The sequence below is a fragment of the Stutzerimonas tianxiuensis genome (assembly GCF_053470365.1).
Map to the genome: position 1 here is coordinate 10922 of NZ_JBPVWS010000024.1, position 21837 is coordinate 32758.

The 21837-nt window shown below is 54.3% G+C and carries 20 protein-coding genes; 16 read left to right on the forward strand and 4 right to left on the reverse strand.

Annotated features, from left to right (window positions below):
* Positions 1 to 6 precede the first annotated feature (6 nt).
* Genes traC through ACSSNI_RS21315 form a run of 5 tightly spaced genes read left to right on the forward strand, consistent with a single transcriptional unit; the run spans position 7 to position 5990 of the window.
* Complete coding sequence (gene traC / locus ACSSNI_RS21295) at positions 7 to 2481, forward strand: type IV secretion system protein TraC (protein WP_019406556.1); 2475 nt, start codon at positions 7 to 9, stop codon at positions 2479 to 2481.
* Positions 2481 to 3059, forward strand: coding sequence for a S26 family signal peptidase (locus ACSSNI_RS21300; protein WP_019406557.1), 579 nt, complete (start codon positions 2481 to 2483; stop codon positions 3057 to 3059). The genes traC and ACSSNI_RS21300 overlap by 1 nt, the downstream gene beginning before the upstream one ends.
* The gene (locus ACSSNI_RS21305) at positions 3053 to 4258 is read left to right on the forward strand and encodes a TrbC family F-type conjugative pilus assembly protein (RefSeq protein WP_019406558.1); all 1206 of its coding nucleotides are present in this window, start codon (positions 3053 to 3055) and stop codon (positions 4256 to 4258) included. The genes ACSSNI_RS21300 and ACSSNI_RS21305 overlap by 7 nt, the downstream gene beginning before the upstream one ends.
* Positions 4258 to 5301 (forward strand): TraU family protein, encoded by a 1044-nt coding sequence (locus ACSSNI_RS21310; RefSeq protein ID WP_019406559.1) that lies wholly within the window; start codon positions 4258 to 4260, stop codon positions 5299 to 5301. The genes ACSSNI_RS21305 and ACSSNI_RS21310 overlap by 1 nt, the downstream gene beginning before the upstream one ends.
* Before the next feature lie 14 nt (positions 5302 to 5315).
* Positions 5316 to 5990, forward strand: coding sequence for a nuclease-related domain-containing protein (locus ACSSNI_RS21315; RefSeq protein WP_019406560.1), 675 nt, complete (start codon positions 5316 to 5318; stop codon positions 5988 to 5990).
* A gap of 346 nt (positions 5991 to 6336) precedes the next feature.
* On the opposite strand, the gene ACSSNI_RS21320 is transcribed toward ACSSNI_RS21315, so the two are convergent.
* Positions 6337 to 7011 (reverse strand): DUF1845 domain-containing protein, encoded by a 675-nt coding sequence (locus ACSSNI_RS21320; RefSeq protein WP_125878296.1) that lies wholly within the window; start codon positions 7009 to 7011, stop codon positions 6337 to 6339.
* 456 nt (positions 7012 to 7467) lie between these two features.
* Between ACSSNI_RS21320 and ACSSNI_RS21325 the strand changes: the two genes are divergently transcribed.
* From ACSSNI_RS21325 to ACSSNI_RS21350, 6 genes are all read left to right on the forward strand, one after another.
* The gene (locus tag ACSSNI_RS21325) at positions 7468 to 7788 is read left to right on the forward strand and encodes a hypothetical protein (protein ID WP_019406563.1); all 321 of its coding nucleotides are present in this window, start codon (positions 7468 to 7470) and stop codon (positions 7786 to 7788) included.
* Complete coding sequence (locus ACSSNI_RS21330; RefSeq protein WP_448260203.1) at positions 7785 to 8372, forward strand: DNA primase; 588 nt, start codon at positions 7785 to 7787, stop codon at positions 8370 to 8372. The genes ACSSNI_RS21325 and ACSSNI_RS21330 overlap by 4 nt, the downstream gene beginning before the upstream one ends.
* 50 nt (positions 8373 to 8422) lie before the next feature.
* Positions 8423 to 9541, forward strand: a complete 1119-nt coding sequence (locus ACSSNI_RS21335; RefSeq protein WP_080587306.1) for a DUF7146 domain-containing protein — start codon at positions 8423 to 8425, stop codon at positions 9539 to 9541.
* 72 nt (positions 9542 to 9613) lie between these two features.
* Positions 9614 to 10666, forward strand: coding sequence for a conjugal transfer protein TraF (gene traF / locus ACSSNI_RS21340; RefSeq protein ID WP_019406566.1), 1053 nt, complete (start codon positions 9614 to 9616; stop codon positions 10664 to 10666).
* On the forward strand, positions 10663 to 12072 hold the full coding sequence (locus ACSSNI_RS21345; protein WP_019406567.1) for a conjugal transfer protein TraH: 1410 nt from the start codon (positions 10663 to 10665) through the stop codon (positions 12070 to 12072). The genes traF and ACSSNI_RS21345 overlap by 4 nt, the downstream gene beginning before the upstream one ends.
* Positions 12073 to 12075: 3 nt before the next feature.
* A complete protein-coding gene (locus ACSSNI_RS21350) occupies positions 12076 to 15219 on the forward strand; it encodes a conjugal transfer protein TraG N-terminal domain-containing protein (RefSeq protein WP_448260206.1) in 3144 nt (1047 codons plus the stop codon).
* Between the two features lie 611 nt (positions 15220 to 15830).
* Here ACSSNI_RS21350 and ACSSNI_RS21355 read toward each other — a convergent pair.
* The 3 genes from ACSSNI_RS21355 to ACSSNI_RS21365 form a co-directional block, all read right to left on the reverse strand.
* The gene (locus ACSSNI_RS21355; RefSeq protein WP_019406838.1) at positions 15831 to 16853 is read right to left on the reverse strand and encodes a hypothetical protein; all 1023 of its coding nucleotides are present in this window, start codon (positions 16851 to 16853) and stop codon (positions 15831 to 15833) included.
* A gap of 3 nt (positions 16854 to 16856) precedes the next feature.
* On the reverse strand, positions 16857 to 17402 hold the full coding sequence (locus tag ACSSNI_RS21360; RefSeq protein WP_037002714.1) for a transglycosylase SLT domain-containing protein: 546 nt from the start codon (positions 17400 to 17402) through the stop codon (positions 16857 to 16859).
* Positions 17403 to 17713: 311 nt separating this feature from the next.
* Positions 17714 to 18694 carry a ParM/StbA family protein gene (locus tag ACSSNI_RS21365; RefSeq protein ID WP_125869360.1) on the reverse strand — a complete coding sequence of 327 codons (981 nt, stop codon included), beginning with the start codon at positions 18692 to 18694 and terminating at the stop codon, positions 17714 to 17716.
* Between the two features lie 278 nt (positions 18695 to 18972).
* Between ACSSNI_RS21365 and ACSSNI_RS21370 the strand changes: the two genes are divergently transcribed.
* The 5 genes from ACSSNI_RS21370 (at position 18973) to ACSSNI_RS21390 (ending at position 21806) form a co-directional block, all read left to right on the forward strand.
* Positions 18973 to 19509 carry a hypothetical protein gene (locus ACSSNI_RS21370; protein ID WP_019406841.1) on the forward strand — a complete coding sequence of 179 codons (537 nt, stop codon included), beginning with the start codon at positions 18973 to 18975 and terminating at the stop codon, positions 19507 to 19509.
* Positions 19510 to 20151: 642 nt separating this feature from the next.
* Positions 20152 to 20355 carry a hypothetical protein gene (locus ACSSNI_RS21375; protein ID WP_448260209.1) on the forward strand — a complete coding sequence of 68 codons (204 nt, stop codon included), beginning with the start codon at positions 20152 to 20154 and terminating at the stop codon, positions 20353 to 20355.
* 10 nt (positions 20356 to 20365) lie between these two features.
* Positions 20366 to 20716, forward strand: a complete 351-nt coding sequence (locus ACSSNI_RS21380; protein WP_019406843.1) for a hypothetical protein — start codon at positions 20366 to 20368, stop codon at positions 20714 to 20716.
* Positions 20717 to 20793: 77 nt separating this feature from the next.
* Positions 20794 to 21342, forward strand: a complete 549-nt coding sequence (locus ACSSNI_RS21385; RefSeq protein ID WP_448260211.1) for a hypothetical protein — start codon at positions 20794 to 20796, stop codon at positions 21340 to 21342.
* Positions 21342 to 21806, forward strand: coding sequence for a hypothetical protein (locus ACSSNI_RS21390; protein WP_448260213.1), 465 nt, complete (start codon positions 21342 to 21344; stop codon positions 21804 to 21806). Before ACSSNI_RS21385 ends, ACSSNI_RS21390 begins: the two co-directional genes overlap by 1 nt.
* The last annotated feature ends 31 nt before the right edge of the window (positions 21807 to 21837 follow it).

Sequence of the window (21837 nt, forward strand, 5' to 3'; positions counted from 1 at the left end):
TCGCAAATGCTGTCGTCGTTCGCCGCGCTCATCAACCAGACCCCCCGGCTGTCGAAGCTGATCAACGGTCTAGCCTATGACCCGAACCTGCACCTGTTTCAATTGGCAGGCAATCGTCTCGGTTTCGCGTTCCTCTGCCAGCCGCTGGCCGGCTCCTCCGGTGACGAGGGGGCGCGCCTTAAAGCCGGCTTAACCGTGGACTGGCCTGAAGGAACCACGATTCAGTTTTCGCTGATCTGCACTGAAAACATCAACCGCATCAAAACGAGCTTCACGCGCATGCGTCAAGCATTCATGGAAGCCGGCAAGTTCGATATGAGCAAAGAGACTCTGGACTTGCTGCAGCGTGTTACCCATGCCCGTGCTGACTATCTTGCCGAGCGCACCTTGGAGCCGGTGGACAAGATCTCCGGGGTGCGTGTTCGTGAGCAGAGCTTGGTCATCTCGGTGACCATGCCGATATCCAATGCCACGCCTTCTATGACCGAAGCGACGCGAGCAAAGGATCTGTCGGACGGCCTGGGCACCTCGTTGGATAGTTGCGGCTTGGCCCCAGTGCCGCTGAGCAACGATCTGTACAAGGAAATCTTCACCTCACTTCTCAACCAGGGACAGCATGCCAGCTGGCGGGAAGATCCACAGATCACCGCAGACGAAGACAAGCCACTCAACGAGCAGATCCTAGACTTCAATCGCGCGGTTCAGGTCCGCCCAGACCGAATTCTGATCGGCGACGATTGCATGCTCAAAACGCTGAGCATCAAGAAGTTTCCCGACATCATGTGGCAAGGTGAGGCATCGCAATATCTGGCCGACATCATGTCCCAGCGCGGCGGTATTCGCGGAAACTGCGTGATTACCATGACGCTCTTCTTCCCCCCTCAGCTTGAAACGAAAGACAAGCTGTCACGCGGTCGAAGCTGGGCCATCAACCAGACCCAAGGCCCGATGGCCACCTTCGTTCCGAAGATCGTCCAGAAGCGAAACGCATACGAAACACTCTTCACTGATCTCGACAAGGGCCTGCCCAACGTACAGGCCGCAATGACACTGGTGGTGTTCGGTCGAGACAAGGAAGAGCTGACGCAGGCTACCTCCAACGCAAAAAGTCATTTCTCTACGCAGAGCTTCACCTTCATGGAGGACCGTTATGTCGTCCTGCCGGTGTTCATTAACGCGCTGCCGATGTGTGCGGACCCTGACGCGATCCGGGACATGTTCCGCTACAAGACAATGAGTCTGGCTCAGGCACTGCCGCTACTGCCTATTTACGGTGACTGGAAGGGTACCGGCACGGCCGTGGCGCCATTCATCTCGCGCAACGGGCAGCCCATATCGTTCCACCTGTTTGACTCGGACACCAACTACAACGGAACCATCGCTGCTCAGTCAGGCTCGGGCAAATCGTTCCTGACGAACTATCTGATCACGTCCTACCTGTCGATTGGAGCGAAGGTCTGGTGTATCGACGTGGGCCGTTCCTACCTGAAAACCTGCGAGGCCTATAACGGCGACTTTGCAGAGTTCGGCCAGGATTCGAAGCTGTGCCTCAATCCTTTCGAGCTGATCGAAGATTATTCCGAAGAAGAAGACGTGCTTGTTGGGCTCCTCGCCGCTATGGCAGCACCCACCGTGCCGCTGATCGACCGGCAGACGGCTGGCCTGAAGAAATATCTGACTCAGGTATGGGAGATCAAAGGCAAAGCGATGATCGTCGATGACATCGCCGAGGCTCTGCTGCAGGACGAAGATCCGCGAATTAACGACATCGGACACCAACTCTTCGCCTTTACCTCCAAGGGTCAATACGGGCGCTTCTTCAACGGCAAGAACAACCTCGACTTCCGCAACCCTTTCACCGTTCTGGAGCTGGAGGAACTGAAAGGGCGCACCCACTTGCAGCAGGTTGTGCTGCTGCAGCTCATCTACCAGATCCAGCAGGACATGTACCTCGGTGAGCGCGACCGGCCGAAGCTGGTAATCATCGATGAGGCATGGTCATTGCTGAGCCAGGGCAACGTGGGTGAGTTCATCGAGCATGGCTATCGCCGCTTTCGTAAATATGGTGGCAGTGCCATCGTGATCACGCAGGGTGTCAACGACCTTTATCAGAACAAGGTCGGCCAGGCTATCGCCGAAAACTCGGCTTTCACTCTGCTGCTGGGCCAGAAAGCCGAGGCCATTGACGCCATCCAGGAAAACAAGCGACTGCCGCTTGGAGACGGTGGTTTCCGCATCCTCAAGACCGTGAAGTCCTACAAGGGCCACTACTCCGAAATTTTCATGCTCACACCGCGAGGAGCGGGTATCGCGCGGTTGACGGTGGATGAATATTCGAAGCTGTTGTACTCGACGGCTCCCGAGGATGTTCAGGCGATCCGCAACTACACGATAGCCAATGTGCCTCAGCACGAGGCGATTCTTCGTGTGCTGCGAGATCGCGGTGTGGCCTTCAAGTCCAGCGCTTACGAGGAGGTCTGATGGGCCTTCTACGGTTTGACCCGGAACAGGCGGTTGTGCGAGCCGAGGCCCGCGTCGCGGCGAAAAAGCTTCGCGGTGCGCGGCCGATGCCAAGCGCACGATTCCTGATCAAGGGAAGCGTACTGTCCTTGGTTGTGGCCGGAATGATCGTTGGCCTCGCACATCGTTACAGCATCGCCATCGCACCGCAGGAATACCTGTGCCTACCGCCATATCGGATCTGGATCATCGACAAAGGCGACCGCGAGCCTGTGAGGGGCGGCATTTACGCCTTTCATTCGGTGGGCCTCGGTCCGATCTTTCAAGACGGAACGAAGATCGTAAAGGTGCTCGAAGGTATGCCCGGCGACACCGTGAAAGTGGAACTAGAGCAGACCACGATCAATGACCAGGTGGTCGGGGAGGGACTTGCCGTAGCCACCGAGAAGGGGATCGATCCGCAGCGATACGTGCGCGAGGGGGTGATCGCCCAGGACCGTTACTGGTTCTTCGGCAAGACCAATGACTCTTTCGACTCTCGCTATTGGGGATCGGTCAAGGGTGAACAGATTGTGGGAAGGGCATACCCGATATGGTGAAGCACCTCGTTGGCGTGGCCATAGCGCTTGCGCTCTCTACCTCAGCAGTGGCCGGTGACCTTGGCATCAAGCCAATCGATATCAGCACGATGGACCCGCAAATACTGGAACAGGCCCGGCAGGCTGTCAGCGATGGGGAGAGTGCTCGCCAGCAGATCCCCGAGACAGAAACGCAATGGATTGAGCGGCTTGCTTCGCAAAGCCCCGTGCAGCCTGAGCAGCTGCAGGGTGCCGGTAACTCCGAGCAGCCCAGCAAGAAACATCCGCTGGGTGAAGGCGTGCGCACGCTGATCTTTGTTTCCTGGTCGCTAGGCGCCACGGCCATCAAGGACATCTTGACCAGCTACGATGGACGCCCTGCAACAGGCATCGTCTTCCGGGGCATCCCTGAAGGCATGAAGATGGTCGATGCAGTCACCAAGATGCACATGCTCACGCAGGAAACGCAGAGCCAGGTTAGCGTGCTGCTGGACCCGCTCGCGTTCCAGCGACATGGCATCGAAACCGTGCCGGCTATCGTCCTGGAAGGTGAGAGCGACGAGCTGCTGGTGAAGGCCTCAGGGATCTCTTCGACTCGCCTGGTCGATCAGGCGCTGTCGGAATCGGGCGAGAAGGGGCGCGACCTCGGTGTGTATGGACCAACCAGCGAAATCATTGAGCCTGATTTCCTGCAGGTGGCCAAGGCACGCATCGAAGCGCTGGACATGGAGGCCATGAAGAAGCGCGCTGTCGATCGTTTCTGGCATACCCAGACCGGCACACCACTCCCGCCCGTTACTACGCCCGCAACACGGTTCGTGGACCCCAGCGTCATCATTCCTGCTGACCTCAAGGACGCAAACGGCAACGTGGTGCAGAAAGCGGGGCGAATAAATCCGCTGGAAATGATGCCGTTCAATCAGAAACTCGTTGTGATCGATCCCACGCAAGCTTGGCAGGTTCGGCTTGCCCAGCGGGAATACGAGGCGCATGGCGATGAGCTGTTTGTGACGGTGATGGCGACACAAATACCGCCTTCCTCTGGCTGGGATCTTTTCCAGACTGTGGAGGACGCGATCAATGGCCCCTTGTACCTGCTGCCGGGTGACATGGCGCAGCGCTTCCAAATCCTGCGAGCACCATCGGTCGTGACGGCCGAGGGACTAATGTTCGCGGTGCGCGAGTACACCCGAGATGAGCTTGAAGGAGCAGAAAAGTGATGAGGCGGATCAAACGGTTCCTGCCGGCAATAGCGGCGTGCTTGTTGGTGATCTTCTCCCTACCAGGGACAGCATCAGCTGCTGATGCGATGTGTGAGGACTCTGGCATTTTCGGGCCAAAGCTGTTCACTGATATTTGCTGGGCGTGCCTGTTTCCCATCAAGGTTTCCGGTGTGCAGATCACCCCCGGCACAGCTCCGGCGAAAGCCTCGAAGCAGGTGTTCTGCGTCTGCCAAGAAGGCACATCGGGCATCTACAAGCCGGGCATCATCACAGCAATGTGGGAGCCAGCGCGCATCGTTGAGAATGTCCGTAAGCCCGGCTGCTCGCCCACTCTCGGTGGAGTTACCCTGCCACTTGGCTCCAAGCGTTCCTATGGCCGGCTGGTACAGGACCATGCAAAGCGCGATGACATGGAAGACGGGTCTTTCTACCAGACTCACTACTACGCCTTCCCCTTGCTGCAGATCCTCGACCTGTACACGCCGACCAAGTGCAATCCTGATGGCTATCTGGACGTGGACATCATTTCCTTCACCGAAATTGACCCAACCTGGGGGAACGCAACGCTAGCTTTCTTCCAGCATCCTGAATCTGCAGCGGTGGCCAACCCGGTGGCACGCGCGGCATGTGCCGTCGAGTCCGGCGCCCTGGCCGCTGGCAAGGAGCCCCTGGAGTCGATGTGGTGGTGCTCCGGCACCTGGGGCGGGATATATCCGCTGACGGGCCATGTATCAGCGCAGGACTTCAATCGCACCTCTGCATTGATCAGTGCCCGCTTGCTGAGCCAGCAGCACCGTCGCGGACTGGCCAGAAGAACGATGGGTGACGAAAACGTCTGCACGGCTGGCATTTACCCAACCATTCCGAAATCCCAGTACAAGTTCGCACAGTTCTGGCCCAAAGCGATGACGCAGGAGGGGATGTGGATCGGTGAGCACCCCTACCACTGGGACGGCGGCACGAATCGACACATTCCCGGCACCCTCAACGACAGCATGTACATGATCTGGCGATGGACAGATTGCTGCTCAAAACTGTAGTGAAGCGCTAACAAATGACTGACTTTCTCTCTCTCTATCTCCCGCCAACCATCGCGATGGTCATCCTGGCAGGCTTTCTTCACGTTCGTCTCATGGAGACGCCTGCATACCGGGGCTGGTGGGGCGAATACAAGGTCAACCTGATGCTGCGGCTGTGCTTGAGCGGCGAATACACCGTGTTCGCTAACGGCATCTACCGGGGAAAAAACAAGGGTGAAAGTACCCAGATCGATCATCTGGTGGTTTCCCGCTACGGGATTTTCGTTCTGGAAACCAAGGCCTACAAGGGCAAGATCGTCTACGACCCCCTGCAGCCAGAGCAGTGGCTGCAGATCGTTGGGCGGCGCAAATACAGGATGCAAAGCCCTTTGCTACAGAACTATGCCCACGTCAAAGCTGTTCAGCAGGTTGCAGGAGTCCACAGCACGAAAATCTTCAGCTACGCGGTCATGGCGGGAAGTGCAGACTTTCCAAATGGCAAGCCTGAGCGCGTCTATGGCATCTGGGAAGCGGTGCGCAAGATCCAGAGCTACAAAACACCTATCTTCTCCAGGCGGCACACGGACGATATCTGCGCGTCATTGCGCCGTAGGCGCATCAGAGGGGGGTATTGGGCCGGCAAACGTCATGTTGAACGGCTACAGGCCCAGACGAAAGGAGGCAGGAAGGATGCGGATCAGGGGTTGTAGTAGAGGTAGATTCCGATGGGAATGCCAGCAATAGAGCCCAGCAGCATGCCAATGCCTATCGCAGCGAAGAGCTGACTGTCCAAGAGCGGTACTCGTACCGCATGGTTACCCATATCAACCACGTCTAGCTCGAAGTCCTCCAGCGCATCAACCTCTTGCGGCCCAAGGGCCGCAAGTGCTTTCCCCTCATTTGCCGGGTTGGTGGGATCGTCGTTCCGCTCCCGTCGAGTCCTTCCCCGCCTCACCGGGACCGCATTACCAGCATCAGATGACATGTTTCGGAGCCCTCAAATGATTCGCCCTGCATAAAGCAGGGCGATGTCGGTACGCGTGAATCAGCGTTGCACTACGCAACGGCTTCCGCCTTGGTTTCAACCGCTTCTTCAACCGCCGTGTCGGGCAATTCGCTGGGTGCGTCTGTGATCTCGTGTTTCTGCTCTTCCACGGCGATCTCAGCGAGCACTTCCTGGTCTTCCTGATCGTAGGCGCTCTTTTTCGCTGCCTGGCTGAGCTTGTAGATGTTGACGAACAGGCCCTTGAGCTGGCGAGACTTGAGCTGGCGGAACTGATTCGCCTCGTCCGTTTCCATGATGCCCATCAGCCAGACGGTATCTACCAGGATGATGAGGTTGTCGAACGCCAGCAGCAGATCCACGGCACGCTTGAGTTCAGGCGTAGTGATCTCGACCTGCGTCGAGCGCGGATTGTTGTGCTCAGCGCGATCAGTGATCCGCTGGGCCTTGAGCACGGCTTCGAGGCGGGCCGAGTCGTCCTTAATTTCTTTCTCGAAGTCGGCAAACAGTTTGTTCAGCGCCTTGGTAGCAGCTTTGTGCTGCTTGGTGCTCATGTTCAGCCGTGCGAGGCGCTTGCGCGAAATCACGTCAAGCGTGAAGAGAGCAAGGGAGACGTTGTTGAGCCAGGTGCCGATGTAGTTCTTGGCTTCCTGAGTCTTGAAGGTGATCGTCTGCCGCATGATTGCAGTCGAGTACGGTGCGCGCTTGGCTATAGGGGTAAGGGCCATTGGAAAAACTCCGTGATGTTGGTGGCGACACCATTTCACCAAACCGCGCAGCACAAAAAACGTCCAATCTGACAACAATGTGGTAAGCAAAAGGCTTCGTCGGGATACCGCACGTATCGGGTTGACGAAACGCGCTCGACAGCTTCAAAATTCAGCCAAGCACTCATGTTCTCCGTAGTGCTTGCGAAACATCAGCCTCATCCCCGCGCCTCAGCGCAATGAATCTTCGTCAGGTGCATGTTGCACTCGACAAGAGCCTGAACCGATCTTCGGCCAGGCAGCCCAGCATCATCATGTGAGCTGGGTACAGCCAAATCGGGGCTTCATCCGATCTAACCAACGGCAAACAGAAAGAGCGTCCCACTAGGGGCTTTTTTTGCGTGCCATAACAACCCGCAGCGGGGAAAACTCCCTGCGGGGGTTTCTCCGTCTGCAGCAAGCAAACGGAGAAATGAAATGGAAAATCTGAAGGTCAAAGTCATCCTGGGATATAGCGTCCTCGCTACCTTTCTGGGAATGATCTATCAGCCGGAAGTGGTACGTGCGCTGATGCCTCTCGCGCTTTGTGTCGTGCTTGCAGCGTTCGCGATGTACGCACCAGACATAATTCGAGCCGTCACCACCAACCTCAAGTCCCGCCGAAGCTACACCATGGCGAGCAAGACGTTTCGCGTTAAGTGCACCACCCCGGTGCCTGCACGCGTGACAGCCATCCCAAGTATCGATTACGACAACTACATCATTCCCACCTATCTGCGCTGCCAGGAGGTGAAATGATGATTCGCGTCGATTTCGATAAGCCAACCTACCTGCGGGCCAGTCTGGGCCTCGCAATACTGTCACCCCGTTCTCAGCACCTCCTTCCGGGAGCTGATGACGAGGTTGCGGAGCCAACCTTGGAACCTGTCGTCATCAACCGTCTTTTCAACGGAAGAGCACAGGTCAACACCGATGTTCAATCTGAAGAAATTCGAGGGGAGTTGATCCCCTTCAAGCCCGACGACTCCGATGATCAGGAAATCCAGTCATCTGAGAAGGGCGTTGAGTTGAGCTTCGGTGACATCGCGGGCAAGTCAGTTACCGGCCTGTATGGCGGTAGCGGACACGCCCCTTACCGCTTCAACAAGAAAAATGGACCCTCATTTTTCTTGCGAGTCGGTGAGCACCTGATCTGGGGTGTTGAGCTGGCCCCTGAAATTCGTCGCTCCGGCGCGGAAAAGGGGGTTAGCACAATCAGCGTCACCTTCATGGGTAAAGAAGCAGTAACGGTGCTCAGGAAGGCGAATATCAAAAACGGACAACTCGAAGACGAGTGGGTACCCACCCATAAGAACCTTTGGGAGGTGAGAAAACTGTCTTGAACCCAGCGCCCGGCCGTAACAGGCCGGGTTCCTTACGATTGGAGGTCGTCATGTCAAATGTATCCTCGGGCAACTACGCCCCGGAAAAGCAAGATGTGCTCGACGCCGCAGAAGGGCGCTGGGACGACATCTTTCAGTCACTCGCTGCAGAGCTTCTTCCGTTCCAGAAACGGCCGGGATGGCATGGTCCGTGTCCTGTCCATGGCGGGGAAGATGGTTTCCGAGTGTTCAAAAAAACCGCTGATACTCACAGTGGAGGCATGTGCCAGACATGTGGTGTCAAAGCCGATGGCATTGCGCTGCTGATGTGGGTAAACAAATGGACCTTCAGCGAGGCGCTGGCTGAGGTGGGTGCGCGGTTGCGGATAAAAGATCCATACGGGCGGTATGCCGATGGTGACCGCGAGCCGCTACCCCCTAAGCCTGCTGTTCAAGCGAAAGTCCACAAAGGGCCAAGTGATGCGTGGATTCGAGAGTCACTGCGCAAGATTTGGAAGGGCACTGTACCCCTCACAGATCCTGCAGCAGAGCCGGCACGGTTGTATCTGCGCTCACGAGCAATTCTTTGTTGGGATCGTGCAGGAATGGAGCGATCCGTTCGTTTCCACCCGGCACTGACCTACAAGGATGAAAAGGGCAAGCTGCAACAGCACCCAGCAATCGTCACGTTGGTGATATCACCGGCAGGTGACGGGATAACCGTCAATCGACTGTACCTAACACCTAAAGGCGAGAAGGCACCACTGCGCGACTGCAAAATGATGTTCCCTATCCCGAGCGACCGCACACTTCCAGGTGCTGCAGTCATCACCTCGCGAGCCAGCGAGGTGATTGATGTTGCCGAGGGGTTGGAAACTTCACTGGCCATTGAAACAGCACTGGGACTCCCGGTGTGGCCAATGGTCAACACATACCTGATGGAGCAGTTCGTTCCTCCGGCCGGTACCAAGGCTGTCCGCATTTGGGCAGACAAGGATCGGAGTGGGGGTGGTAGGAAAGCCGCCGAAGCACTCAAGGTTCGGCTGTGGGAGATGGGCATCCGTGCTCAGATCAAGATGCCACCCATGGAGATTCCAGACGGTAAAAAATCGGTCGATTGGAACGATGTGCTCATTGCACTCGGACCGCTCGGCTTCATGACTCACGAGGCCCACCGCGCTACGCGGTAGGCCTCGTGCCTTTTTCAAACTGACCAGAATGTGGTTGGTTTAGACCACCTCTCCGCTATTGCCATCAGGATAATGAGCCGCACTGTTCAGTTGCCGGCATTCACGATGGCCTATACAAAACTCCCAGTTCTGCTCATTGCAACGATGCTTTCGAGTGCCAATGCGGCCACCTCCACGAAGGATGTGCAGAAAGCCGAGTCCACTCCTGCAATCGCCGGCTCGTCGTTTTACGCCGATAAGGAACGAGGGTGGTTCTGGTATGAAGAGCCAGAGCCGGAGCCAGAGCCGGAGCAACCGAAAGAGGAGCCGCCTGCTCCAACACCGCCTCCGCAGCCGACCGAGAAAGCTGAGGAGTTACCCCCTGTTGGTAGCGTCGCCTGGCTCCAGATCATGATCCCCAAGCTCAAAGAAGCCGCCATCGACGATCCATCAGAGGTGAACGTCAAGGCCTTCTACTACGCGCAGCGCCTGATGATGGACAAGGCCGAGCGGTTCTCCAGGGCGTCGATGCAGACGATCAAAAACGAGCCATTGCTGGATGAGGATCTTCGGTATCCGACATCGAACGCCGCATCGAGCGCTCTGGCCTCGGCTGCCGAAGTACAGAAGAAAGAGCTGCTGAAAATCATCGCCAACGATGCAGCGCTGATGATTTTCTTCAAGGGCCGCGACTGTGCATTGTGCGGACAGGCTATATCAGCACTGCAGGGATTGGAGCACGCATATGGCTTCACCATCATCCCTGTGTCAATGGACGGGGAGCCCCTGCCAGGAGGGGAGTATCAGAATCTGCAGTATGACGCAGGCCTGGCGAAACACCTGGGGATCATTACCACACCGGCTATCGCAATGGCGGTTCCGCCAAACGATGTTCGCATCATCAGCTACAGCACGATTTCGCTGGAGGCTGCCAGTAATCGCATCCTGCAAGCGGCAAGCGATGTTGGGTTGATCTCCAAGGAAGAGATGAACGCCACCTCTCGGCTGGCGCAGATCGGCTTGATCGCACCAGAGCAGATCGTCGATGCGCCCGCTGATCCGACCAAATCACCCGAAGACTTTGTGAACGCAATGCGCGATGCCGCAGTTCGTGCTTTCGATTTCCAGAATGGAGAAGACCAGTGAGGATTAACGCTCTCGCATTTGCCGTTGCTGTAGGAATCGCCATTCCCCTAACGGCCTCTGCCACCATCGAGCAACAGGTCAACAGCATGTTTGGCCAACTCATTAACGTGACAGGTCCTGGCTCATACAAGACCGCTTCGCGGGGTGTCGTATCGGGTGGCGGTATTGTGCTGCGAAATCGCATTACCACTTCCAACCTGATAAGCATCACGCCACCCTCTGCAAAAGGCGGCTGCGGCGGTATCAACCTTTACACAGGCTCTTTTTCATTCATCAATGGCGAGGAGTTTGTCGGGCTGATGAGAAACATCGCTTCCAACGCGGCCGGCGTCGTGAGCGGCTATGCATTTGAAGCCGCGCTGGATTACATGGATGCGTCAACTGCAAGCATCATTCGAGGGCTGCGCAACAACATCCAGCGCCTAAATGAGATGTTCTCGAATTCATGCCAATTGGCTACTGGGGTCATAGATGCCGGCAGGAAAGCATATGCCGAACATAACGATCTGAAATCGGCTGCCACTGGCATGCTTGAGAACGTAACGTCTGACTTCTTTTCATCCAAAACTGCAACTGCTACATCACCGTCAGAGCGGCTTGCAAGCGCAGGCAAGATGAAGCCGTGTTACAACACAGGCAACGTCATGTGGTGCGGCTTGCGCAAAATGGGGATCGCTTCACACCTCACTAGCGGAAACGACGAGTTTGCCGAGTTGATCATGTCGATTGTCGGTACACATATCCTTACCCTAAAAGATAATGATAAGGGTGGAAAGGAGATAACTGCGTCCCCAATCCAGCCGACTATCACAGACCGATCAATCTCCCTTTTTGTGGATGGGAGTAAGGGGTCGGACGAAAAGGTACTCAGCTGTGATTCCGATGACAAAGAGCAATGTTTGAACCCATCTGTTCGAACACTCGGCTCATTCAAAGGTTTGAAGCAACGCATCATCGATGACGTTAGAACCTCAGGTGTTTTCGACAGGCTGGCGAACGGAACTGCGTCTGAGGCTGATGGCGCAAAAGTTCAGTATTTCATGTCCAGCGCTGTTGGACACAATCTTATGCGTGTTATTCAGAAAGCTGGAGCAGCTGAGGGCTATATCTACTTTGAAGAATTTGCACATGTCATCGCCATCAACGCTGCATATGCAGCAATTATGGAGCTGATTGACGCTGCCCACGCGGGACTAACAGGCGTTGACTTCGCTGAAGCGGAAAAAATAAAAGAGGATTTGCGTGCCGCGCGGCAACGAGTCACAAGCGAGTGGACAAAAGAACTCATGAACGGAACCAATTTCCGTGATGCAGATAAGCGAGCTTCTGAGATTCTGCAATTGGCTGAGAACAATGATAATGGCAAAACAGTTCAAGGTCGTCAGAACCAGGGGGCAGGGAGCTAATTTATGTCCATGAACATTTATACGACTGGCAGCGGCGAGTTCCTTGAGATAATCCTGAACGCAAGTGCCATGATTACAGGCTCTGGATTCAGTGAGGATCTGGCGCGCATCGGCTTTCTAATTGGTTTGGTGCTGCTCAGTTTCCAAGCAATATGGAACGGCCAAGGCATTTCATTTCATAAGGCGGGTATGCTATTCGTTGTATACCTGATGCTTTACGGCCCAACAACTACTGCCGTCATTGAAGATACAACGACGAACCAAGTCCGCATTGTAGATAACCTCCCTATCGGACCTACGTTTATTGGCTCCGTCATATCAACTGTGGCCTACAATATTACGAAAACCTCAGAGCAGGCTTTTTCGACTCCATCTATGACGAACTACGGTTTGTTTAGCAGTTTGAATACACTGGCCAAAGTGCGCGACGTGCTTAGAAATCCGCTAGCGCTTGACTCATTTGTAAACTACCGGAGAAACGGTGGATGGGATCTTCCGAAAAGCGTAAATGAGTATCTGACGTTCTGTACGCTTAACCCGATCAACCTTAGAAACTATACGACTATCGACGAACTTTATCGTGGCGCCGGACTGGAATCCGTTCTTGCTGCGCCGCTTATATCGCAGTCTGCGTACATATATGACGGGCAGCCTAATGGGCGTCTGGACTCATGCACAAATATCCAGCCTCGCCTCAATGCAGCCATCCGAGAGGCGATGATGGATGTGATGGGTGAAATTCTGGATAAAGGGTTTGCAGCTGAGAAAGCTGCAGGCAAGGTTACTACGCAATTTGAACTGCAGGCGCAAATTGACCAGTCTATCCAGAGCTTTGCCATGAGCGCCAAGAGTGCTCAGGGCTACACCGAGATGTCGCTTATCCAACCAATCTTCGGTGACGCGCGTGTCAATGCGTTGAACCACTGGCAGGAACAGAATGCCGCTCTGGCACTACGAGAATCGCTTAACCATCAAGAGATCCAGTGGGCCGGGAAGGGCGACACCTTCAAGCACTATATGCGTCCCATGATCGCCTTCTTTGAAGGTCTGCTGTATGCGATGACTCCGTTCATGGCATTCGCCCTGGTACTCGGCGACAAGGGCATGTCGATTCTTGGGAAGTACATGGTGCTTCCCTTGGCAGTCGCGCTTTGGATGCCCCTGCTGAGCATCGTAAACGCCTTTACCCTCTGGTATGCCGGCGCGGAGATGCAAGCAATCTTTGACGGGTACGATGCAACCTCGCAAAGCTTTGCAATGCTTCAGTTGCTCGATATAGATCATGCCATTTCCAAAGCTCTAGGCGTCGGAGGCATGCTCGCAGCATCGGTACCGCCGCTCGCGCTCTTCATCGTCTCCGGTTCAGCCATGGTTGCAAATAGCATCATGGGACAGATGACTCAGGGCGATAAGTTCCGCACGGAAGATGTAATGCCTCGTACTAAGGATCAGGCGCCGATTATGGACACATCGGCCAGCTACACGTCTGATCAGATGACTACAGGTGCAAGCGTCACGGGCGCGCGAGCAACAGCACCTAAGTTGTCTGTGGCTGCAGGAGCTGATGCAACTGTTCAAAGCAGCCACGCAAACGCGCAACAAAAAATATCCAACCTTCAAGAGACTCTTCAAAGTGGAGCATCGCAGCTCTCTTCAACATCTGCGGGAAGACAACAGCTTTCGCAAATTGGCGACCAGCTGCAAACGAATCTAAAGCTCGGTGAAAGCACAAATTACAATGAGGCTGTAAGGAAACTTTCCTCAGCGGGATGGAGCCAAGACGAAATTAAAGCTGGCTCAGCATCTGGCCATCTGGGCGGTTCCCTTCCAATGGGTCTGGCTGGCGGAAGGCTGGAACAGTCTGCAAAGTTTCAGCAAATGAGTTCCGAGCAGCAGCAATTAACGAAAGAGGGCGTTCTTCAGCTTCAGCAGGTTGTAGACTCCAATAGGAGCGACACAGCTACGTTTGCTGCAGCTGAAGCATTTACCCAAAATAACCAAGCCATGGAGCAGGTATCTAATAGCGATACAATCGGAAGAACGCTCACGGAAGCGAAATCGGCACAAGCTACATATACAGATACCAAGGCTTCTAGCCAGGGCTGGAGAAGCCAGCAAGACCTTGACATAGGACAGGCTGCGGGTAAGGCAATTGCAAATAGCGGCCTCACAAAACACGCGGCTGCACTGGGCATACGAGAACTTGCAGGACAGAATGAACAGGACTACGCAAGTATTCGCAACCTGATGAATTCTGCTAGTGTTCAGCAAGCCACTACGGATAATGATGAAAGAATCATTGCCGCCTCTATGCTTCATATGCAGCAAACTGGAAGAATGGGTGAGTTGGTAGACTCTCAGTTCTCTCCATTCGACTTCAAGGTTGATTCTGGAAACTCAAACGAACTTGCAGGCCTGAAAGGAGCAGCGCCCGACACCTCTGGTATGGATGATCGCTTCGAGAATGCTCGTAGGGGCGCAGCTGGCGCATTCTTAGAAATGAATGACATGAATACAAGTGGCTATCATTCTATGAAAGCCGATGGTAGAGATGTCATTGACGTTAAGGATGACGCAAATGCAGCAGTTGTTCAGGAGCACTATCAAACAGGTCTGAATAATCAGCCAACGGATCAGCCTCCCGTTGTGGATACGTTCATGAGCAATCCTGAGCCGCTTACACATCAACTCAGCGAGATGCCTCAGAATTTCTCGAATGCGGGGCAGGGCATAAAAAATGCGGCTCAGACAACTTACAGAGAGCTACAAGAAGCTGGCGAGAAATATCGGGAATCAAGTAAGCCACGAAGCTTAGAAATGAATGACATGAATACAAGTGGCTATCATTCTATGAAAGCCGATGGTAGAGATGTCATTGACGTTAAGGATGACGCAAATGCAGCAGTTGTTCAGGAGCACTATCAAACAGGTCTGAATAATCAGCCAACGGATCAGCCTCCCGTTGTGGATACGTTCATGAGCAATCCTGAGCCGCTTACACATCAACTCAGCGAGATGCCTCAGAATTTCTCAAATGCGGGGCAGGGCATAAAAAATGCGCCTCAGACAACTTACAGAGAGCTACAAGAAGCTGGCGAGAAATATCGGGAATCAAGTAAGCCACGAAGCCCAACGAGCATAGACTAAAAAAAAGCCCGCGATGCGGGCTTTTTGTTTACCTCTGTGCGGGTATATGTGTAAACCATTTATAGAAGCTACGTCCGGCATATATAGCACAGACAAGCGCGATAAGGTCAGGAAGCCACGAAGACCTGACACCGAAAACTGCATCAAACAGTCCGATGCCAAAGATGAGGGCAACGAGGACCATGAAGGTAAACAAGAATGCGAGAACGACCCCTAGTGCCTGATACCAGACCGCTTCACGGACGTCAGGCGAACTCCCATCCCACCTTTCGGATAGGCAGAACGGGCAGCAGCTCGATACGGGGCGACCACCTCCAAGCCACCATCCCCAGCCGCCGTAGAAGCCGCGACTAAAGATTGTCTTGGGCACCATCATCTTTCCGCAGCACTGGCACTTCACTGAATCATGGCTCGGCATAGCCACCTCTTTCCACTTCAACCTTGTCATGACTACATCATCGCTCGGTATCGCAGGAACCCAAATGCTCATCGGATATCGCGCCCATAATCGCCATAGCTCTCCCTGGTAGGGAGCCCAACGAAGACGCCAGGCATTGCCTGGTCCGATAGCTCATTGCAGCCTGACTGTGAGCAATCAAGCCCTTATCTTGTTAGCACCAATGGCAGGTGCTCGCCTTTCGCCTATCTTGGATTTTGATCTGACGGCAGGAGGAGCATTCGACAACGCTAACCTCCTGAGAGCGATAACCCGACGCAAGAAGCCAGCATTCAGATGCGTCGAGAGTATCGGCCTCAGAGAAATTCAGGTACGACCAGATCAGGCGGTACTCATTGAGCGCGAGCGAAAAGGCCAGCGCATTGATACGAGTCTCGGGGTTCTTGGCCAGCAGCAGGTAGATGCTCATGAAGAGCAGAGCGTGGCGAGGCATTCTCTCGATACTGCTCGAATGACTGCCGATTCGACCGCCTCCCTTCGGGCCAACACGATTCTCACGGCGCAACTTACGATGAAGGCTGTTAACGCGCTCAGGCAAGCCAACGTGGGCGGTAACGAGTTTGGGGGTCACACCATCCTTCAGCAGCCTTTCTGCGACGACATCACCACTGGTTAGCTCCGCGTTCCAATCCCGCACGCGGCCCATACGCTTACCTCCATTAGCGCGCTGGTGCTTCAGCTCGCCGAGGATAATGCGCAGGCAATCACTCAACTGTGCCTCAGGGTTGTCCGGCATCAGCTCTAGGGAAGCGAGGTCGCACCGAAGGCCAACCTTGAAGCCTCCTTTCTGAATCATCATGAGCCGTCGCAGAAAAGGTTCATGCCGGAAACGGTCGAAGCCTTCATTGTCGAACCCGATGCTGATCAGTGGGTTCGTCTTGTTAGTGATCGCGAAATTGATGGTTTCAGTGACCATGGTCAACCGGATGCATGTGCGCTCAAAAAGGTCATCATCCAGCCCTCCACGCCCAACATCCAACCTGTCATAGGAGATCCTAAAGAGAGAGATCGGAAGCCGGTCCAAAGCCTCCAGTTTTCTCCGGTTGAGCAGGTGCAGCCACATCACATCCCTTGAACTGATCCGCTGTTCCTGGAGCACATCCGGGAAGCCCTGTGGACCTGCCAGGATCATGCGGCGCATTGTCATCTGAATCAGCGCACTGTTGAGTGAGTACATTCCTTAGCTCCCCGATTTCTCTAAAGCTTGAAGTGAGCGCCAGATCATCAGGACATTCCTGGCGTATGCACGAGCGTCTGCTTCACGTTCTGGATTCATTGTGTGGTACCCACCGATGCCTAGCTCGATGTCGTTTCGCTTAACAGAAAGAGACTCGCAAAGGATCTGGGCAGCCACCGCGATATTCGTTTCTGGATCAAGCAGCATCTCAGGCGACTTTACGCGCGCACCGTTCCACCGAAGATTAATCTGCATCATGCCGACATCTGTAAGCGGATCTTCCTGAATGTAGAGCTGTAGAAGCCGTGCGGCTTCGGCCTGACTATCTGGATATTTTGAACCGCTGATTGCATTGCGTAATGCGAACGGATGGGGAGTAATTAACCCCCTCCCTGCCGGATGCCGTGACTCCTGAATCGCGAGCGAGTACAAGAGTAGTGGTGGTGCTTTGCAAGAACTCGCATTGGAAACCCGTTCCCAGACAGTTCCCTTCAAAGTGAACGCCCATACTGTAGGGCTTGCGAGTGCCACAATCAGAAGAAGTGGCATTAGCAAAATTCTATGCGGAGCCATTTGCTGTTCTCGTGATCCAATCTGGTGCTCGTTTAGCTGGCGCAACGGGGGCTACGCCATCAGTTACTTCCGCACACGTTTCAGCTGCAATGGACGGCTCGGAAATGTGACCTTTAAACGGAGCGGATGCTTCACTTCGAGCTAATTGCATTGCGGCCAAAGCGAGAAGCCGTTTCCCTCGCAACTCTGGTTTTAACGACTCCAAATGCGCGAGCAGTTCCGAATATTGCTCGCCAACCCTCACCTGAAAACGCATAGCAGACCTCATTTATCTTCTGAAAGGCGTCTCAAGACATGGCGATAATGTAGAAGCCGTTCGCGTTGCTTTTGACACTATTGGCAGGCTTAATTACCAGAGATTCGGGAAACTCAGAGCGAGCATATTCTTCGTAAATCGAGGCGCCACCGCCTCCCAAAATCACGCAGTCGATTGCGCGACCACGAAGAAAACGAAGAGATTGTTTGATTTCACCTAACACCGCAGGAATAACACGATCAGCTGCGCGCTTTAAATAAACGTCCAACTCAACCTTGCGGCCGAACATCAGGATGTAAGACCGGCCGGACTGTAGCGCATGCTCGATCTTTTCAACACCCGGAATGCCACCTTGTTCCAAGCCAATCTCTTCGTTGCAAGCCTGAAGTAGAACGCTCATTGCTTTAACGCTACTAGAGCTTGACTGCGCAACCAGTTCACGGTGATCAAATAGAACCCAATCCACACTGAAGAATCCGGGATCAAGAACGAGCGAAACAGACTCCTCTACAACATCCGCACTATCTGATGTGCAATAAATATCGGTAAGGGTGCCGATTGGCTGTGCAACAACTACGACGGATTTGACTGTGACTTCGCGTTTTGAACTGATGCGGTGAGTACCAGTCATTGTTTCAACGAGCGCTTTAACATAGCTCTCATCTCGTGCTTGAGTGACCGGCAATCCAGTTACAAGCACGTCGATTACATCTCCACTACCTGCTGCATGTAGCAGAGATGCTTTAAACAGGGCCTGATAGGCCTCAGAACTGGTGTAATCCTCGTGTAGCTCTCGGCCTTCCTGGACCCTTCCAGGGGCAGCGAATGCAACCCAAGGCTCGCCATTTACATCAACCAGGACCTCGCCGGCCCGCAGACCTGAATCACCGGGGATAGAGGCCAGCGGTGCAGCCTGAGACGGCCTTACGAAGGATTCCGATTGCCCTACGCCGTCACCAAAGGTGCCAATTGTGTTGCTGTAACCGATATCCAGGCCCAAGAAGGTACTCATGACTCTCTCCAGAGGTAGTGCCCGTTATGCATTGGGGCAAAGTTATGTGCTTGGCGATGCCGTAGCGGAGCCGTAATGGCAACAAGGTTGCTAATTTGTCGCCTGCGAAGGGTCGAAGCGACAGATCGTTGCCAGCATGGCAGCCGATTGGCCACGGAGAGAGATTATCGAGACTAAAAACCCGCCTGTGCGGGCTAAAGGTACAAGAATCTTGTAGGTTTAGCCCGCCTAACCGCTCAGTGGTCTGCCATGCTTCTGAAAATTTTACGGTACCTGGCATGAGTCCCAAGAAGCTGCGCATCGATCACCCGCTGGATGAGCAATACCAAGCCCTTTATGAGATGGCGCTGGCTGTAGCTGAGGGGTACCTAGCCCATGCCAACTGGTTGATTGCGCGGTCTGGTGACCGAGATCTGCATACGCACCTGCTCATCTCTGTGCGGATCAGAACGCCGGGGTGCTGGTCGGCTACCTGGGCAAAGAAGGTCGATATTAAGGACACGAGCTTATCCCGCGCCGTGGGGGCCAAATTGCGGCCAACTGGCCTGGCAACAGCGGGGCGATCCGTGACCATCGATTTACCTAAAGGAGCGGGTTTCAGCTACAAACCCAGCACCTTCAAGTCATTGCCCAAGGAGGTCAGAGAGGCCGCAATGCACCACGAACGTCTTCTCGCCGACCTTCGCAAAGCTGCCCACGAAAACAGGGCGCTGTGTCGCACGATGAACAACTCAATAGCAAGGTCCAAGAAGGCTCTGGAAGCTTGCGAAGCAGCGTTATCAGCAGGTGAAAGTCTCAGAGAGGCATTCAGCTAGTAAAAGCCAGTAATGACGGGGCTTCCAGCGACTTTCCACGCTCAGTTTCCACTCTTAAAGACCAGAATTTCCACCTTCGCTGCTGAGGGTGGAAAGTGAAAGCCTCCTTAGCCATGGGTGGAAACTGTGAAAGCCAGTAATGACGCGGGTTCCAGTGACTTTCCACGCTCAGTTTCCACTCTTGAAGATCAGAATTTCCACCAACGCTGCTGAGGGTGGAAAGTGAAGGCCTCCTTAGCCATGGGTGGAAACTGTGAAAGCCAGTAATGACGCGGGTTCCAGTGACTTTCCACCTTCCAGCAACCAGGCATTATCACTTTCCAGCTACGGCGGAAAAACTGGGGTTCATGCCGTATAAATCTACAACGACTGTTCGTTTTCAGAAAAAGCGGGGGAGTCTGTGTCGCGTAGCGGATGTAGCCGATGCCAGGGAGGCAGTGGGCAGTTGGGACTGCCGCGAGAGGTGTGAAGATGGTACCACCGGGAGTGACTGAGGCGGGTTTTTTCTGATGGTGCTGGAGCTATTGGTGGGGAGCGTTTTCGCTCTGGGGACAGGTGTTGGGGTAGCGGTCGGTACCAGGAAGATCTGGTGCGATCTGCTGGCCGAACTGAGAGGCGACATCGCCAAGGTGCGAGCGCTGCATGCCCGCCTGCTTGGTGATCCTTCAGGGGGCAACGATGGGAATTGAGATTTCGCTGCTGCCGAGCTTCGGACTTTGGACCGATTCGCTCCATGGGTTTGTGCTGGCAGCTGGCATGGTGCTGACGCCGCTCACGGGTGTCGTCGTGTTGGCCCGCGTGTATCGGTATGCGCTGACGGCTTTGGTGTGGCTGCTAGGAAAGTGAGGGAGGCCGATTGGAATTCAAAGAGATAAGGGCTGGCGAGTTCTGGCCACCGATCCTTCCGAACGGGAGGTTCTTCGCTCAGGCGCCTGAGTCAGGGGTGGTACAGCAGATCCTGGAGGTAACTGACACCGGGCTGGAGTGTGGGGGTGTGAGCTTTAACTGGGGGGACATTACCGGCTTCGCAATCCAAGGAGATCAGGCAGTGCTGCTCAGCCAGAAATACCCCTCTGGCGGTTTGAAGTTCATGGTTGGAACCTGCCATTACATTGGCAGCGGGTTATCGCCTCAGCAGTACGTCAACGGCTACCCGGTCGAGTATTGCCTGATGAATCGAGTGACGTTCGAGCAGCAGCGGCTTTAACACTGTGTCGCGTAGCGGATATGCACGCTGTATGCGGGACATGGAAGGACAGTACATATTTTCTTGGGGATGCGGTGATGAATGAAGTGAGCACCAACGAGCGGAGCAAGCAGCTATCCGAGATGCGAAAGTATCTGTGGGAGATTAATGATTCCACCACGAACGGTCCACGCGAAGAGGCCATACGTTCCAAAGCATCAATCGTCGTCGGTGTAATTTATATCCTAGTGCTTTTCCTTGTGATCACTCTGAACGTCGAGCAATGGGGACTCCCCTCGTGGGTGAATGGCATTAAAGTATTGATTTTGCTCTGTTATATATTGGCTGGGATCAATCTATCGAATTTCACTGCGCCTATAGAAAACTGGTGCGTTAAAACATGCAATGGTAAGGGATGGTTCCAAGGCCCAACATGGAGCGATCTTCTGCGCGAGGCCTTTAATCGTTATCAACCGCTTAATAAAGAAGCTTACGAAGCGCTAAGAACCGACAGCGATAATGGGCGACTCTCCGCAGGACGCATCAGGGAGTGGTTAGATGAAGAGCAAGTAGCGGTAATAGCAGCGCAAGTAATGGATGCCCGTAATGACAGTTCTGAAGTCCAGCTTTTCGATTCGAAGGCCTGATGAAGATGATCGAGGGCAGCAGAAACCAAAAGAAAATGAATCTCTCAAGTTTTGAGCTACCTGCAAATAGTGACCGCTTCTGGCAGCAACTGTCTCAACTGGAGGGCGATTACCCGGCTGGCGCGAACCTGGTCGAAGCCATGTTCTGCTTTCAGCGCTGCTCCAAGCTGATTCCGCTGGTTGTTCGTTCAATCAACACAGTGCTTGCAGTTCATTCTGGATGCATGGGCCTAACTCGCAAGGATCGATGCGGCGAGTTCCTGCTTGCGTGTCGCGAAGCGTATGTGAGCATGATCGAGCAATTGCGAATTGCGAGCGATGTTGAGCGCGAGACGGTTTTACTTCTGCTCGAAGGACGGCCCGGAATACGTGCGGATTATTTCCGCTCGACACGTAACGCAGGTCCTGCAGAGCTGGCAGATATGGTTTTTGGCCTTGAGGAACTTCGTAATCGGCATGGCTGATGTGGGCTTGGGATATTGCACAACCGCGCTT